This window comes from Brevibacterium sp. W7.2 (genome assembly GCF_018137945.1).
GTDB classification, from domain to species: Bacteria; Actinomycetota; Actinomycetes; order Actinomycetales; family Brevibacteriaceae; genus Brevibacterium; species Brevibacterium sanguinis.
In genome coordinates this window covers 3,139,605-3,156,011 of record NZ_CP073089.1, presented here as the reverse complement: position 1 = coordinate 3,156,011, position 16,407 = coordinate 3,139,605, and the positions used below count along the sequence as shown (strand labels likewise).

11 protein-coding genes are annotated in these 16,407 nt (G+C 70.7%); 2 read left to right on the top strand and 9 right to left on the bottom strand.

Annotation, left to right across the window (positions count from 1 at the left end):
• Positions 1-9 precede the first annotated feature (9 nt).
• The 7 genes from J9315_RS14230 to J9315_RS14200 all read right to left on the bottom strand — a co-directional run bounded on the left by J9315_RS14230 (position 10) and on the right by J9315_RS14200 (position 8,567).
• The gene (locus tag J9315_RS14230; RefSeq protein ID WP_211978115.1) at positions 10-2,844 is read right to left on the bottom strand and encodes an ExeM/NucH family extracellular endonuclease; all 2,835 of its coding nucleotides are present in this window, start codon (positions 2,842-2,844) and stop codon (positions 10-12) included.
• Positions 2,845-2,992: 148 nt separating this feature from the next.
• A complete protein-coding gene (locus tag J9315_RS14225) occupies positions 2,993-3,883 on the bottom strand; it encodes an endonuclease/exonuclease/phosphatase family protein (RefSeq protein WP_211978114.1) in 891 nt (296 codons plus the stop codon).
• A complete protein-coding gene (locus tag J9315_RS14220) occupies positions 3,880-4,557 on the bottom strand; it encodes an HAD family phosphatase (RefSeq protein ID WP_211978113.1) in 678 nt (225 codons plus the stop codon). The genes J9315_RS14225 and J9315_RS14220 overlap by 4 nt, the downstream gene beginning before the upstream one ends.
• Positions 4,554-5,657: an ABC transporter ATP-binding protein gene (locus J9315_RS14215; RefSeq protein ID WP_211978112.1), complete on the bottom strand. Its 1,104-nt coding sequence runs from the start codon at positions 5,655-5,657 to the stop codon at positions 4,554-4,556. The genes J9315_RS14220 and J9315_RS14215 overlap by 4 nt, the downstream gene beginning before the upstream one ends.
• Positions 5,654-6,556, bottom strand: coding sequence for an ABC transporter permease subunit (locus J9315_RS14210; RefSeq protein WP_211978111.1), 903 nt, complete (start codon positions 6,554-6,556; stop codon positions 5,654-5,656). Before J9315_RS14210 ends, J9315_RS14215 begins: the two co-directional genes overlap by 4 nt.
• Positions 6,541-7,428 (bottom strand): spermidine/putrescine ABC transporter permease, encoded by an 888-nt coding sequence (locus tag J9315_RS14205; RefSeq protein WP_211978110.1) that lies wholly within the window; start codon positions 7,426-7,428, stop codon positions 6,541-6,543. The genes J9315_RS14210 and J9315_RS14205 overlap by 16 nt, the downstream gene beginning before the upstream one ends.
• Positions 7,425-8,567, bottom strand: coding sequence for an extracellular solute-binding protein (locus tag J9315_RS14200; RefSeq protein WP_211978109.1), 1,143 nt, complete (start codon positions 8,565-8,567; stop codon positions 7,425-7,427). The genes J9315_RS14205 and J9315_RS14200 overlap by 4 nt, the downstream gene beginning before the upstream one ends.
• Before the next feature lie 256 nt (positions 8,568-8,823).
• Between J9315_RS14200 and J9315_RS14195 the strand changes: the two genes are divergently transcribed.
• On the top strand, positions 8,824-9,615 hold the full coding sequence (locus J9315_RS14195) for a GntR family transcriptional regulator (RefSeq protein ID WP_211978108.1): 792 nt from the start codon (positions 8,824-8,826) through the stop codon (positions 9,613-9,615).
• 103 nt (positions 9,616-9,718) lie between these two features.
• On the opposite strand, the gene J9315_RS14190 is transcribed toward J9315_RS14195, so the two are convergent.
• The gene (locus tag J9315_RS14190) at positions 9,719-13,150 is read right to left on the bottom strand and encodes a bifunctional proline dehydrogenase/L-glutamate gamma-semialdehyde dehydrogenase (protein WP_211978107.1); all 3,432 of its coding nucleotides are present in this window, start codon (positions 13,148-13,150) and stop codon (positions 9,719-9,721) included.
• 143 nt (positions 13,151-13,293) lie between these two features.
• Here J9315_RS14190 and J9315_RS14185 point away from each other — a divergent pair, with 143 nt between their 5' ends.
• Positions 13,294-14,874, top strand: a complete 1,581-nt coding sequence (locus J9315_RS14185; protein ID WP_211978106.1) for a GntR family transcriptional regulator — start codon at positions 13,294-13,296, stop codon at positions 14,872-14,874.
• A 20-nt stretch (positions 14,875-14,894) separates the two neighbouring features.
• Here the strand turns inward: J9315_RS14185 and mgtE are convergent, their stop codons facing one another.
• On the bottom strand, positions 14,895-16,226 hold the full coding sequence (mgtE, locus tag J9315_RS14180; RefSeq protein ID WP_211978105.1) for a magnesium transporter: 1,332 nt from the start codon (positions 16,224-16,226) through the stop codon (positions 14,895-14,897).
• Between the last annotated feature and the right edge of the window lie 181 nt (positions 16,227-16,407).

Here is a 16,407-nt window from a genome sequence, read left to right as displayed (position 1 = left end):
GGCCGATCCTCAGTGCTCGGCACCGCCCTCACGGCGGCGCCGGGCGATGATCACCGAGGCGGCCCCGACGAGGAGGAGTCCCGCGGCGATCGAGACGGGCAGAGCGAGCTCGGAACCGGTGCGCGGCAGGTTCCCGCCGGGTCCCGCGGTGTTCTGCGCGTTCTCGTCACCGGCGCCCTGGGAGCCGGAGCCGTTGTCGTCGGCTTGGGAACCGCCGTTCTCGTCGGCATCGTTCTGACTTCCGTCGGCGTCATCCTGGCCGTCGTCGGCGCCTGAGTTCCCGTCGTCGGCACCTGCGTCCCCGCCGTCGCCTGCGTCCGCGCCGCCGTCAGCCGCTGCTGCCGCACTCGCACCCGCACCCGCGTCTGCGTCCGCCGAGGCCTCCGCGTCCTCACCGCCGGTGCCGCTCTCGGGGTCGAAGATCCCGACGAGGACGGGATCGTGGTCGGAGGCGCGGTAGCGGTCGGGGGAGTAGAGGTCGGTGACGTTGTAGTTGAACCGGCTGTACTCCGAGGCGATCGGCTCGACGGAGTTGATGTCCCAGATGTCGGCACCGGTGACGGCGTCGAACGCCGTCTCGGCGTCGCCCGCATCGAGGGCGAGCACGTGGTCGAGGCTGCCTGCGCGTCCCTGGAAGACGTACGTCGACCCGTCGGTCATCTCCGCGGCGACGTCCTTGTATCCGGCGTCGTAGAAGACCTGCATGGGGTCCTCCTGCGTGTACGAGTTGAAGTCGCCGAGGAGGTAGACGTAGTCGGTGTCGGCCGCCGTCTGCTGCTGGCCGGCGAAGTCGACGAGGGCGTTGGCCTGCTTGACGCGGTCGGCGTTCGAGAAGCCCTGACCGTCGCCGGTGTCCTCGTTGCCCGGGCCCTCGCCCGAGCCCTTCGACTTGAAGTGGTTGGACACGGTGACGAACGTCTTCTCCGTCTCGGCGGTGCCGGAGTCGTCCTTCGGCGCGAACGCCTGGGAGAGGGGTTCGCGGGCATTGGAGAACGCGTCCTCATCGTCGAGGATGACCGATTCGCCCTGCGGGGCCACCTCGGCGATCTGATAGATGAGGGCGGTGCGGATGACGTCCTCTTCAGCGGGAACGTCGGCCGGGGAGGGGACGAACGCCCACTTGTCTCCACCGGCCGCCTCGTTGAGGCGGGTGACGAGGGTCTGCAGGGCGGAGTCTCGGTCCTTGCCGAAGCGGGCCGAGTTCTCGATCTCCATGAGGGAGACGACCGAGGCGTCGAGGTCGTTGATCGCCTCGACGATCTTCGTCTCCTGCCGCTCGAGGCTCTCCGCGTTGGCCGCGCCGCGGGCATCGCAGCCGCCGCGGACGGTGATCGGGTTGCCCTCGCGGTCCTCGTAGTAGGTGCAGCCGGAGAGCTGGTCGCCGGTCGTCGTGAAGTAGTTGAGGACGTTGAAGCTCGCGAGGCTGACCTGGCCGCCGGCCTCCTCGGGGGCCGCGCTGCGGGTGTCGGAGAACGCCGCCGGCTGGACCGCCTCGGCGTTGTCGCCGGTGAGCTGCGTCGTCGGCTGGAACCGCCACTTGTCGAAGCCGAATCCGAGGACGACCGGTGAGGTGAAGGTCGCTGCCGCGCCGACGCGCACGTGGGCGTCCTGACTGAGGTAGGGCAGGGGCACGTCCTGGTCGCTGTCGAGGTAGTCGACGGTCGCGCCGTCGTCGAGGATGACCTCGCGGGCGAGGTTCTCGGCCTCGATCGCCTCCGCCTCGGCGCTGCCGGGTCGGGCAACGTCGGTGGGCTGGCGCAGGACGCCGTCGCCGGTGGCGAGGGCGATCTCGCCGTACGTGTTCGCGTTGTAGTTGTCGGAGACGGTGAGCTCGCCGGAGGGCTGGACGAGCATGCCTTCGAGGGCCTCGCGCTCGGCGGCATCGTCGGGGAAGGCGCCTTCGACGGCCTTGACCGCCTCGGCGGGTTCGTCGAGGCGGGTCATCCCGGAGGCGGAGACGGTCAGCTGCGTCTGCCCGTAGCGCTCCGAGGCGGTGCCGGTGAGTTCGAGGAAGTCGCCGATGCTGACGTCGGCCACGGTGTCGGGGGAGTAGACGAAGATGCCGTCGGAGGCACCGGGTGTGGCGTCGTCGGCCCCGCCGGAGCCCGCGGTCTGGACGAAGTAGCCGCCGAGTCCGCCGGTCGGATACACGGCCGTGACGACTCCGCGGGTCTTCACCGTCTCACCTTGCATCGGGCTGTCGTCCTCGGTGCCCTGGATGTCGGCGATCGGGGTGACATCCTCGGGTGCCGGGTCGCCGCCGTCACCGCCGTCGTCTGGCAGGGCGTCCGGGGTCGGCGGGGCCGCGCTCCAGGCCCCGTCGATGAGCTGGATCGACTGACCGCCGGTGGCCGTGGCTCCCGTGGGGGTCGCCTCCTCGCCGACGACGGGGTCGGGGGTGTGGGTGTTCGCCCTGCCCGTCACGCCTCTGCCGCCGGTGACGCCGCCGATCTGGTCGAAGGAGACGAGCGTGCCCGCGTCGTCGATCGCGAACGCCGAGGCCCCGTAGCTGCCGTCGGCGGCCGATCCGGAGTTCACGGAGTTCGTGATCGGCACCTCGACGGCCAGGGCACCGGAGTCGCCGACGGTCGTGCCGTCGGGGACCGTGGTGACGTTCTCCGCCGCCTGGACGCTGCCGCCGCGGGTCACCGAGCCGACGGTCCATCCCGAGAGGTCGGTGCCGGGGTCGGCGGCGATCTCGATGAAGTCGGTGTCGAGGGTGTAGCCGATCTCGCTGATGTGCGGGGCGGTCGCAGCACTCGCCGAGGCGGTCGGCAGGACGAGTCCGAGACTGGCGACGAGGCCGAGAGCGGCGGCGGAGGCGAGGGAGGACGAGGCTTTCATGGAGGCCTTTCGGGATCAGTGGGCACACGCGGACGTGACGGACGGATCCCTTGCACCCTATCGGCCCACTGGTCGACGCCGACGGCAACCATGTGAACGCGATGTGAACACTCGGGCAGTCCACTGAACGCGCTGACTGTGACCGAGCCTACACTCCGGGACCGACACGGAACGCGAACCGCGTCTCGACGAGCTGATGGTCGGAGGGAAACCGATTGTCCCGCTGACCGGGGATGAGTGCGCAGCGTCCGCCGACATCGGCGAACCCGGAGCGCGGGTGCTCCTCGCCGGCGGCCACGCAGCCGCGGACCACCGCGTCGAGCACGTCGAGTCCGCGGGAGAAGACGAAGTCGATCCTGTCCCGCGGTTCGCCGCCGCCGTCTCCTGTGGGGAGCGGTTCGATCGGGGACCACGTGTCGGCGGGAGTCGCGGCCGGGTCCGGGTGGATGTGCCGATAGGTGTCGACGAACCCGGCGGCGAGCACGGCGTCGGTGCTCGCCCACCGGGTGTTCGGCCGGTCCGCTCGCGCGTGCCAGTCGAGCGTCGCCGGGGCATTGAAGTCGCCGCTGATGACGACGGGCATCTCCGGGTCGCCCGCGGCGGTGAGGATGCGCTCGGTCTCTGCGAGCACCGCGGTGATCTGGGCGAGGCGCTCAGCCTCCTCGGCGTCGGCGATCTCCTGTCCCCGGCCGGCCAGCGCCTGATAGGGACCGTACGGGTAGGGCGCGAGGTGGACGGACCACACGAGGACCTGCGGGCCTTCGGGCACCGGCCGGACGAGGGCGGCCTGCGCGAACGGCATCGTATCGGTGTCGACGGCCGTGGCCTCCCCGGTGCTCAGCACTGCGACGTCCGGGCCGGACTGGGCGAGGGCGGCGGTGAGCTTGGGGGCGAGCGCTTCGGCCGCGGCGCCCCAGCACTCCTGGACGGCGAGGATCTCGGCGGGGAACTGTGCGGCGATCGCGTACTGCTTGTCCTGGCCGAAGTCCACCTCCCGGCCGCCGAACCACACGTTCCAGGTCTGGAGGGTGAAGGTCATCGGTCGTCGCCCCTTCGGGAGTCGAGGTGGAGGGTGGAGGTCGCAGGATCGAAGCGCAGCTGCGTGAGGTCCGCCAGGCGCACGGCGGAGACGAGGGCGACGGACGGATCGGCGTTGACGCCGATGACGGTGCATCCGGCGGTGTGAGCGGCCTGCGACCCGACGCGCGAGTCCTCGAACGCGACGGCCGCGGCGGGGGTGAGGCCGAGCGCCCGGGCGGCCTGCTCGTAGATGTCGGGGAACGGCTTCCCGCGGTCGACGTCGTCGATCGTGACGACCTCGTCGAAGTGCGGCAGCAGTCCCGTCCGGTCGAGCAGCCCGCGCACGTCCGCGCGGCGACCGTTGCTCGCCACCGCGATCGGCACGGCGCCGGAGAGCGCGCGCACGAGCTCGGGCACCCCCGGCATCGGGGCCGACACCGCGGTCAGGGCCGCACTGTAGGCGCGGTCGACCTCGGCGACCGCGGGAACCGGGGCGGTGCCGGTGCGCGCTGCGTCGAGACGGGCCACCGCCTCGGCGGCGGTGAGACCGCGGAAGGACTCCGCGGCGGTACGGTCGGCGCCGAGCCGCTCGAGATGGAACGCCATGAGGTCGAGCCAGGGCCGCTCCGAGTCGACGAGGATGCCGTCGCAGTCGAAGATCGCCGCACGGACGGGCAGAGCGGTGTCGATCACGCCCACGCCCCACCCGCCTCGGCGCGCGGAACCCGCAGCGCAGGAGCGGCGGTGACCCGGGCGCTGACGCGATCCCCGGGGCGCAGCTGCGCGGCGTCGGCCGAGGACAGCGACGCCGACCAGGTGCCCGGCCCGGCACCGAGGCGGTCAAGGCGGCCGAGCCGGACCATCGTGCGTTCGCCGGTGTAGGTCGTGCCGGTGACCGCCAGCGTCCCGTCGGGCGAGGGCGTGATCGCGAGGTGCTCGGGACGGACGAAGACGACCTCGGTGCCGTCGGGGTCAACCGGCAGACGATCGTCCGGGCGCCAGGTCGCGGGGACGGCGAACTCGTTGACGGTGCCGACGAAGCGGGCGACGAACGGCGTGGCCGGGCGGGCGTAGACGGTCTCGGGAGCCGAATGCTGTGCGATGCGTCCGGCGCTCATCACGGCCACGCGGTCGGCGATTGCGAGCGCCTCGCCCTGATCATGGGTGATGAAGACCGTCGTCGTGCCCAGGGACTGCTGCACCCGCCGGATCTCGTCGCGCAGAGCGGCGCGGACCGTGGCGTCGAGTGCCGAGAGGGGTTCGTCGAGGAGGAGGACCTGCGGCTGGGTCGCCAGTGCCCGGGCGAGTGCCACGCGCTGCTGCTGACCGCCGGAGAGCTGGTGGGGGAAGCGGGGACCCATATTGCCGAGGCCGCAGATCTCGAGGAGCTCGTCGCGGCGGGCGGCGCGCGCGCCGGCATCGACCTTCCGGATGCGCAGACCGTATTCGATGTTCTCGCTCACCGTGAGGTTGGGGAAGAGGCTGTAGCCCTGGAAGACCATGCCCATGTCGCGGCGGTTGGGCGGGAGCCCGAGGACGGATCGCCCGCCGACGAGGACATCGCCGGAGTCGACGGACTCGAATCCGGCGAGGATGCGCAGGGTCGTCGTCTTCCCGCACCCGGAGGGCCCGAGGAAGCTCACCATCGACCCGGCGGCGATGTCGATGTCGACGTCGGTGAGCACGCGGGTGGTCCCGAAGGACTTGACCACACCGCGGAAGGTCACGGACTTCGGGTCGGAGGCAAGTGGTGCGGCCGGGCGCGAACGCTCCGGAGCGGTCGTCTGGATCATGCGGGCTGGGTCTCCTTCTGCGGCGCGGCGGCCGGGGCGGCGGGGGCTGCCGCGTCGCCGAGGCTGCGTCGGTCGAATCGTGAGGCGCTGATGGTCGCGGTCGCGAGCAGCAGCCAGGTGGTGAGGTTGAGCAGGACGGACAGGGTGATCGACCCGCGGAAGTTCGCGTCCGAGAGGGTGTTGAGGAACACGGGCAGGGTGTTGATCGAGAGGGTGGCCGCGATCGTGTACTCCCCGATCGAGAGCGCGAAGGCGTAGAACGCGGAGAACATCACCGACCCGCGGATGTTGGGCACGACGACGCGCGCCAGGGTGGTCCGCAGGCTCGCGCCGAGGGAGGCCGAGGCCTCGTGGAGGGTGCGCAGATCGAGGGAGGAGAGTCCTGCGTCGATCGAGCGGTAGGTGAACGGCAGGCAGAGGATGACGTAGGTGCCGACGAGCACGAGCGGCAGGTTCTCCGCCTGGAGGAGGAGGTTGATCTCCATGCCGAGACTGCCCCGGCCGTTCGACGCGAGTCCCCGCAGCACCGTCGTCATGCCCGCGGCGATGGCGATCGCGGGGATGACGAGCGGCAGGGTGCAGAGGATGGAGAGCAGCGACCGCAGTCGGGGCGCCCAGAGGTGGACGGCGACGACGGCGGGGACGAGCGTGCCGATGAGCACGAGGGAGGTGAGCGCGGCGATGAGGAGGCTGCGGATGAGCGGGGCGACGATCGCCCCGGAGTCGGCCAGTCCCGTCAGCCCGTCCGTGGTGAACGTGCCGTCGGTCCGGAAGAACGCATACGTCAGCGAGCTCAGCTGCGGGGTGAGCACGAAGATCGCCAGGGCGATGAGCGGCAGCCAGGTGAGGGTGCGGGCGGTCCTGCTCTCGCCGAGACGGGGGTTCAGCGATCGAGCCATGCGGCGCTCCTCTTCGTCAGGGCGTTGAAGGCGATGAGCACGATGACGGCAACGACTCCGGTCGTCACGCCGAGCGCCATCGCCGTGCCCTCGCCGCCGGTGGCCGCGGAGCTCGCGAGCTGCCCGGCGATCTCGAGGGGGATGAGCGGGAACGCTCCGGTGCCGATGAGCACCGCCGCCGAGGCGTGGGTGCCGAAGGCGGCCCCGAACATCAGCAGCCATGCGCCGAGTACGGCGGGGGTGAGGACCGGGATCCCGACCCGGCGCCAGAAGACCCACGACGTGCCCCCGAGGGACGCGCTCGCCTCCCGCCACTCCCGCTTGAGGGCGATGAAGCTCGGGAGGGTGAGCAGGATCATCGTCGGGATGAGGAAGTACTGGTACATGAGGATGAGGCCCTTGACGCTGTAGAGGGTGAAGGACGGATCGAGCGCGGTGAGCAGCGAGACGAAGTAGCCGGTGTTGCCGACGGCGACGATGAAGGAGAACGCCAGCGGCACCCCGCCGTCGTTGGCGAGCACGCTCGAGACGACCGCGGCGATCGCGCCGACGACCTTCGACCGCACGGCTGAGAGCGCCCATGCGCAGATCCCGCCGGCGACCATCGCGACCGTCGCCGCGGCGAAGGAGAGGATGAGGCTGTTCTGCAGGGCCAGCGACCGAGAGCCCGAGCCGAGCGAGGCGAAGTTCGCGAACCCGAGGCTCGGCTCCTGCCCCGCGTCACCGGGGACGAGCAGCGAGGTGACGACCATGCCGATGACGGGCACGGCGAAGAAGACCGTGAGGATGAGCGTCAGCGGTGCCAGGGCCGCCCAGGCCGGCGAGAGGACTCGCCGACCCGGACGGGAGGGGGCTGCGGTCGGCAGGGTCATCCGACGGCCTGGGCCCAGTTGTCGGCGAGCACCTGCTGCTGCGAGGCGCGCTGCTCCTCATTCGGCTGCGGTGCCGGTTCGCTCGTCGCGGCTTCGGGCAGCTTGCCGAGCGCCTCCTCGTCGACGGTTCCGGCGTCGACCATCGCGTCGAGGCGGCCGGGCTTGACGTAGCCCTGGAGGAGGAGGTTCTGCCCCTCGTCGCTGAAGACGAACTCCTGCCACAGGCGGGCGACAGCCGGGTGCGGGGCGTCGGCGTTGACCGAAGCGGCATAGTACGAGGACACGGTCCCGTCGGAGGGGATCGTCGTCGTGAGGTCGACGCCGGAGTCCCGGACGTCGTCGGCCCACTGCAGCAGCAGGTAATCCCAGTTGAGGACGATCGGCGTCTCCCCGGTCTCGACCGTGCCGGAGACCGCTTCGGACGGGATGAGGTTGCCCGAGTCGGAGAGCTGCGCGAAGTAGTCGATCCCGGGCTGGATGTCATCGAGGCTGCCGCCGTTGGCCAGTGCTGCGGCATAGACGATCATGAAGCCCGACTCACCCGTGGTGGGATCGCCCGGCAGCGCGACCTGGCCCTCGTACTGCGGGTCGAGGAGGTCGGCGAAGCTCGTCGGGCAGGTCTCGACGGCGGCGGCGTCGCAGCCGATGCCCACCGTGCCGCCGAGGTGGTTGTACCACGTGCCGTCGGCGGACTTCATGGTCTCCGGCAGGTCACCGGCGGTCTCCGGGGTGTAGTTCGCGAGCAGCTTCTCGTTCGTCGAGGTCACGGCGAAGGACTCGCCGGTGTCGAGGTAGTCGAGCGAGGTGTCCTGGCCGACGCGGTTCTTCACCGCATTGATCTGGTCCTGGCTCGAGCCGGAGGACGTGTCGTTGTTGATCTCGATGCCGTACTTCTCCGAGAACGCGTCGAGCAGGCCCCCGTAGTTCGCCCAGTCGGGGTAGAGGCCCATGACGTTGAGGGTGCCTTCGGCCTGTGCCGCGGAGATGAGGGCATCCATGCCCCCGCCCTCGGCGACGGAGGTGGCCTGGCGCCAGTTGGCCGACTCATCGGATTCGGCGGCGGCGGATCCGCATCCTGCGAGAACGGCAAGGGTTCCTGCGGCTGCGACTGCTGTGAGCGTGCGCGTGATTCTGGACATGGTTGAACTCGCCTTTCGGACTGTGTGCGCAGGGCGCACTCGGGTCGTGCGGAAGGGGCGGAACGATTCCCACCCTAGAAGATGTCGGGCGGATCACACAATGAGTTCACTGGTGAACTTGAGTGCGACAGTTGTACTTCACCAGTGAACATTGACGGTGGAGTGGAAGCGTGGTGACGACTCGGTGAATTCGCGGACCCGGGTTCCGGGCCCGTTCTGGCAGAGTGGAATGATGGCGGGAGTGGAGAGGGGGCCCATGACCACGGGACAGGCGGCGGCGAACGGCCAGACGGGTGCGCGCTACGAGCAGATCGCCGAGCAGATCCGTGACGCGATCCGCGACGGACGACTGGCGGTCGGGGACAACCTGCCCGCCGAGACGGTGCTCGCCGAGGAGTTCGGCGTCGCTCCCGGCACAGTGCGCGAATCGCTGAGACTGCTCGTCGCCGAAGGCACGATCAGCGGCCGGCGCGGCGTGCGCAAATCGGTGCTCAGGGTGCCCCGGCCCGCCGCGATCGCCGAGGAGTTCCGCAGCTTCGCCCAATGGGCCAGCGCCCACGGACGGACTCCCGGCGGACTCGTCGTCGAGCAGAGCTGGGAGATCGCGGGCGAGCGGACCGCTGCTGCGCTCGGCGTCGATCCGCGCGCCCGGGTGCTCGCGGTGCTGCGCGTGCGCACGCTCGACGGGGAGAAGGTCATGGTCGAGCGCACCCGCTACCCCGAGAGCCTCGGGCAGATCATCGAGGCGCTGCCCGCGGACCTCGGATCGGTCACCCGTCACCTCGCCGACGTCCACGGCATCGTCTTCGCCGGAGCCGACCACGTCTTCTCCGCCATCGTCTGCGGCATCCAGGATGCGGCGCTGCTCGACGTCGCCCGCGGCCGCCCCCTGCTGCGCCACGTCCGTCGCAGCCGGGACGCGGCGGGCCGCCCGCTCGAGGTCTCCGAGGACCGCTACCTGGCGAACAACCTGTCCGTGGCGATCACCAACGGACGCAACGTCAATCCCCTCAGCTGGCTGACGTCCGACGACGTCGACTGGGCCTGAGGGAGTCGACTGGGCCTGAGACAACGGCGAAGGGCGCTCAGCCACCTGGGTCAGAGGTGGCTGAGCGCCCTTCGGTGTGTCCGCGGCGATCAGGCTCGGATGATCACGCCTTGAGCTCGGCGGCGAGCTCGTGGAAGTCACGGCTCGGGTTGCCGAAGCGGTGCAGCGTCATCGACACGGCCTGCTCCTGGACGTAGTAGCGCAGCTCGACCCGACCCGAGGAGGTGACGGGCTCGTCGATGACGGCGACCTCGGGGCGCTCTGCTGCGACCGCGAGCAGCTCCGGCTCGTACGTGCCGAGGACGCGGATGCGCGCGCCCACGGTGTCGTCGTAGCGGCCGTCGGCGACCATCGATGCGAACGCCTCAGCCGATTCGACGCGGGAGGCCGCACCGGAGCGCTCGACGGCGATCTTCACGTCCGCGGAGATGTCCGTGGCCACGCTCAGCTGCACCGTCGAGCCGACGGTCTGCGCGGCCGAGAGCGAGCGCTCGAGGTCGAACGCCGTCGCCGCCGCGGTGACGCGCAGGGTGACCGGGCGCGGACGGTAACGGAAGATGTTCGCCTCCGAGCGCAGTCCCGTGTGGTCCTTCGCGGCACCGAACTCGGCATCGAACCAGCGGCGGTCATCGGCCTGGGCGCGCTCGAGGCTCTGACCGTCGCCGACCGAACCGGGCAGGGTCGCCGGATCGTCGGTGTAGTGGCCGAAGAGCATGAGGTAGTTCGGGCCGCCGGCCTTCGACCCCAGACCGACAGACGACTGCTTCCAGCCGCCGAAGGACTGGCGCTGGACGATCGCGCCGGTGATGCCGCGGTTGACGTAGGCGTTGCCCACCTCGACGCGGTCGAGCCACTGACGGACCTCATCGGGATCGAGCGAGTGGACGCCGCCGGTGAGACCGAAGTCCACGGCGTTCTGGAACTCGATGGCCTCGTCGAGGTCGCGGGCGTGCATGAGGCCGAGGACTGGACCGAACACCTCGGTGAGGTGGAAGAACGACCCGGGCTTGACCCCGTCCTTGATGCCCGGGCTCCACAGGCGGCCGGTCTCGTCGAGCTGCTTGGGCTCGAGCAGCCACGACTCGCCGGGCTCGAGCGTCGTCAACGCGCGACGCAGCTTGTCCGAGGGGTCCTCGGTCAGCGGACCCATCGTCGCCGACAGGTTGGCCGGCCAGTCGACGACCATCGAGGACGCGGCGTCGATGAGCTGCTTGCGGTAGCGCTCGGAGTCGTACGTCGACCCGACCATGATGCCGAGCGACGCCGCCGAGCACTTCTGCCCGGCGTGGCCGAACGCGGAGTACACGAGGTCGGCCACGGCGAGGTCGCGGTCAGCGGCCGGGGTGATGACGAGGGCGTTCTTGCCCGAGGTCTCGGCGTTGACGTGGAGTTCGGGGCGGAAGGACTTGAACAGCGCGGCCGTCTCCGAGGCGCCCGTGAGGATGACGCGGTCGACATCCGGGTGGGAGACGAGGTGCTGACCGAGCTCCCGCTCGATCGGCGCGCTGAGCTGGAGGACGTCGCGCGGGACGCCGGCCTCCCACAGGGCATCGACGATGAGCGCAGAGCAGTACGGGGTCGGGCCCGAGGGCTTGTGGATCACCGCGGAGCCGGCGGCGAGAGCCGCGACGGTGCCGCCGGTCGGAATCGCGATGGGGAAGTTCCACGGCGGGGTGACGACGACCATCTCATCGGGCGTGAACGTCGCCCCCTCGAGCTTCTCGAGTTCGAGGGCGTGGAGCGCGTAGTAGCGGATGAAGTCGATCGCCTCGGAGATCTCGGGATCCGACTGGGACGGCATCTTCCCGACCTCGGCGGCCTCGACGGCGATGAACTCGCCGCGGCGGGCGGCGAAGATCTCGGCGGCGCGGTGGAGGATCTCCCCACGCGCCGCCGCGCCGAGGGCACGCCAGTCCGCGGCGGCGGTGCGACCGCGGGCGATCATCGCATCGATCTCCTCGGTCGATTCGATCGTCGGAGCGGCCGGACGGGAGTCGAGGTAGCCCGGTGCGGTCGCCTCGGCGATGATCGACCGGATCCACTTCTGGTTGGCCGGCAGCGACGGGTCGGTGTCGGGTTCGTTGGCGAAGACGACCTGAGCGGGCCCGGCGACGTGCGCGGCGGAGCGGTCCTGGGTGCGGTTCGGCAGCGGTGCGGCCTCGCCGTCGCGGGCGAGCTCGGACTCGAGCTGCGCGACCGAGGCGCGGAAGCGGTCGGCTTCGCGGTCGAAGATCGCATTGCCGTTGGCGAGCTCGAAGATGCCGGACATGAAGTTCTCCGTCGCGGAGTTCTCCTCGAGGCGGCGCACGAGGTAGGAGATCGCGACGTCGAACTCCTTCGGGTGCACGGCGGGCACGTAGAGGAGGAGGTCCCCGACGTCCTCGGTCACGGCGGCCGCCTGTTCGGTGGCCATGCCCTGGAGCATCTCGAACTCGACGCGGTCGGTGACCTCGCGGGCGACGGAGAGGTGGTGGGCGAAGGCGATGTCGAAGAGGTTGTGGCCGGCCACGCCGATGCGCAGACCCTCCATGCGCTCGGGGGTGAAGAGCCAGTGGAGGACGCGCTTGTAGTTCGCGTCGGTGCTCTGCTTCGAATCGCACGTCGTCGTCGGCCAGCCGGCGACCTCGGCGTGGACGGTCTCCATCGCGAGGTTCGCGCCCTTGACGAGGCGGACCTTGATCCCGGCGCCGCCGGCGGCCACGCGCCGGCTCGCGAACTCGCTGAGCCGCTGGATCGCCCCGAGCGCGTCGGGCTGATAGGCCTGGATGACGATGCCGGCCTCGAGGTCGGTGAACTCCGGTTCGGAGAGCAGGCGGGTGAACACGGCGAGCGTGAGCTCGAGGTCCCGGTACTCCTCCATGTCGAGGTTGACGAACTTCGCGCCCGTCGGGGCCTTCGCGGCCTGCGCGTAGAGGGGGCGGAGGCGGTCGACGACGTAGTCGACGGTCTCGTCGAAGGCCCACATCGACAGCTGCGAGGCGACCGAGGAGACCTTGACGGAGACGTAGTCGACGTCGTCGCGGGCGAGCAGGCGGTGCGTCTCTTCGAGGTGGTGGTCGGCTTCGGCGTCACCGAGGACGGCCTCGCCGAGGAGGTTGATGTTGAGGCGGTGGCCCTCACCGGTGAGCTTGGCGACGGTCGAGCCGAACGGCTTGTCGCGGGCGTCGACGACCATGTGGCCGACCATCTGGCGCAGGCGGGTGCGGGCGGCGGGCACGACGACCTGTGGCATCACCTTCGCCAGGGCCGCGCCGGCCTTGATCTGCGCGCGGTCGAGCTTCGACATCGTCTCCGGGGCGAGCCTGCCGACCTCGGCCAGCGCATCGGCGGCGGCGTGGACGTCATCGGTGCGCACGACGCGGTCGACGAACCCGACGGTGAAGTCGAGTCCGTTGGGGTCGGAGAGGACGGCCGAGAGGCGTTCGGCCGCGGGGTTCTTCGCAGCGGTCTTGTTCGTGGCCACTCGCAGCCATCTGCGGACGGTGTCGACCGAGGCCGCGGTGAGCTGTTCGAGGTCGGTGTCTGTGTGCAGCAACGTGGGTCGTCCTTACCTGTTGTGACGGGGTTCCAGCGGGATTTCCCTCAGTATGCGCCGCCCCGAATGCGGGGTGAATGGCTGGCGACCGCCCGCAGAATAATTTGAGTCAGAAGTCGTGAGCGCGCGGGTAGAATCGGGTCATGTACACGCCCGAGTTCCGTCGTCAGACCGTCGTTCGCGCGGCGGTGACCTCGATCGCCGAGGCGGCCGCGGAGGCGGGGGTGTCCGAGTCGAGTCTGCGTCGCTGGGTCCGCCGCACCGACCTCGGCGACCGTCCCCGCAGCGGGCGGCCGCAGATCCAGAGCACCGCCGCCCAGGTCGTCGAGGCGCTCGTGGGAACCGCGGGCGCCCGCATCTCCGGACCGGACTTCTCGACCCGGGCGCTCGCCGAGGCGACGGGCCTGAGCCAGAGCATCGTGACCCGGGCGATGCAGGACCTCACGGTGTCCTCGGCCCGCCTCGCCGAGGTCCGGACGGCCGGGGGCGGCGGTGACGAGGTCGTCGCCGCGGTCGGCGGGTTCCCGCTCATCGTCGTCGGCTTCCGCGGGCGCCAGGGGGCCGAGCCCGGCCCGGCGGTCCCGGCCAGGCGGATCCAGCGGCGCATCGCCGGGCTCGTCGCCGCGCTGCGCTCGGCCGGGGTGGCCCGGTGGTCCCAGCGCTTCGGCAGCGAGCACCGGCAGACCGATGAGGCGGCGATGACGATCATCCGCGACGGCGTGCCCGGGGTCGCCCCGAGCGCCCTGCGGCTCGTCGTCTTCGACCCCCTCGGCGAGGCCGCCGAGGTCGTCGCCGCATCGTTCGAGCACGCCACGCATCTCAGCCACGTCTCCCTCCACCGCGACATCGACGCCTTCGTCACCGCGCTCAAGGAGGCGTTCGCGCACAGTCAGGACATTCCCGGCTCGCTCCTCGACCTCGTCTCCGGCCGGGTGCGCCACGGCTTCGAAGGGGTGAACTGGCAGGCCGGGCGGCAGACCGAGGCGCCGAAAACTTCCACGAGTTCTGACTCAATGGAGATCTCCTCATGGCTGCCGAGCGCGACCCGCTCGATCACCGAGCACCTCGCGATCGCCCTGCGCGAGGAGATCATCGACTCCGGCTACGAACCCGGGGACCGGATCAGCCCGAAGCTGCTCTCCCGCCGCATGGAGGTGCCGCGGTCCTCGGTCGATGCCGCGCTGCGGCGGATGGTCGACGACGGACTGCTCGACGGCACCCGCGGCGGGGCGAGGATCCCGCTCATCACGACCGTCGACGTCCTCGACCTCTATGCGGCGCGGATGGCCGTCGGCGAGGTGCTGCTGCGGTCCCTCGCTCTGCGTCCGCAGCGGTTCCTCGTGCCCGTCCAGCTCGCCCTCCGGCAGGTCGAGGCCTCGGCGGCGACGCGCAGCGGCATCGACGTCGAGGACGCCGACCTCCACTTCCAGCAGGAGCTCGCGCGCGCCTCGGGGCTGCGGCAGAGCGCGCGGGCCTTCGAATCGCTCACCCTGCGTCTGCGCCTCTTCATCTCCGTTTTGAGACTCGACTACTCCCCGGCCAGCGACCGGATCCTCGCCGACGACCGCGGCATCTTCCGGGCACTGTCCCGCGGGGATGCGCGGGAGGCCATCGAGGTGTGGCGGGGCAAGGTCGACAACGCCGTGCGCCACATGTCCGGACTCCTCGCCCGCCGTCGCTTCGACCACGAGCTGTGGGCGCAGCTGACCCAGCACTTCGGCTGACCCGGCCTTCCGCGCAGCGCTCACAGGCCCATGATCGTGATCGCGATCGTGAAGTAGACGAGCAGTCCGCTGGCATCGCAGAACGTCGAGATGAACGGGGTCGACACGACCGCCGGATCGACGCGGCACGCCTTGGCGGCCAACGGGATCGACCCGCCGACGAGGGCGGCGATCGGACAGTTGACGATGAGGGTGAGGCCGATGATCGTCCCGATGTCGAGGCCGTAGAGCGGGGAGGCGATCGCGAACGCGGGGACGGCGAGGAGGACGCCGAGGGCCAGGCCCGTCGTGAACTCCTTGGCCGCGACCCGCGCGAAGTCCCGCAGCCCCACCTCGTCCATCGCCAGCGCCCGCGTCACGGTCGTCGCCGCCTGCGAACCGGTGTTCCCGCCGATCCCGGTGAGCAGGGGGATGAAGAGGGCGAGGGCGACCACCTCGGCGAGCGTCGATTCGAAGATCTCGAGGACGTGGACGGTGAGCACGGCGGACACGGCGAGGACGAGGAGCCAGACGATGCGGGTGCGGGCGATCGTGAGGATCGGGGTCGGCAGGTACCGGCGGTAGAGCGGCTGGGTGCCGCCGGAGAGCGCGAAGTCGGCTTCGTCGGCCTCGGCGATGATCCGGGCCGCGTCGTCGATCGGCACGATCCCGACGAGGCGGTTCTCGCTGTCGCACACGGGCAGGACGGGCACGCCGTCGCGCAGGGCCGCCCGGGCCGCCGTCTCCTGGTCCTCGCTCGTATGCGTGACCGTCTCGAGCGGGTCCATCGCCGAGGTGACCGGGGCGTGCGGGTCGCACCGGAGGAGTGCGAGCGCGTCGAGGGTCCCGATGAGGGTGCGGTCGGCGGTGAGGACGGGGAGGAGGCGGACGTCGGCGAGATCGACGTCGGCGGCGCGGATCCGGCCGGCCACCTCGGCGACGGTGTCGTCTGCCCAGGCCACGACGGCTGTCGGAGACATCCGGCGGGCGATCGAGTTCCGGTCGTAGCCGGCGACGGCCATGACCGCGTCGAGGTCGGCAGGGGCGACCGCGGAGAGCAGCTTCGTCGCGACACCGGCGGGGAGCTCGTCGATGAGGCGGCTCTGGTCCTCGGGGTCGAGGTCGGCGAAGATCGTTGTCAGCTCCGTGGTGCCGAGCGCGGTGATGAGGTCGGAGCGCGTGCCGCGGTCGAGGCGGTCGAAGACGTCGACGGAGACGGTCTTCGGCAGGAGTCGGAAGACGACAGCCGCCTCGGTGGCGGGCAGCTGTGCGATGAGGTCGGTCGTCGCCGATGGGCCGAGGCGGCGCACTGCAGCGGCCAGGCGCGGCAGCTCATGGTCGGCGGTCAGGGTGCGGATGGTGGACGCGTCCATATTCGTCTCCGGGCAGTCGTCGATCGACGCCTGCGGAGGAGAGATCGGACGGCAGGCGTCAGGGCATGGGGGAGGGGCGGCACAATCGAGAGTCGGAATCCATCGACGACCACCTCCTTGACGCGGCTCCGGCAGCTTTCCTCCACCCTATCGAAGGGGTCGGACACGAGCCGCATCGGGT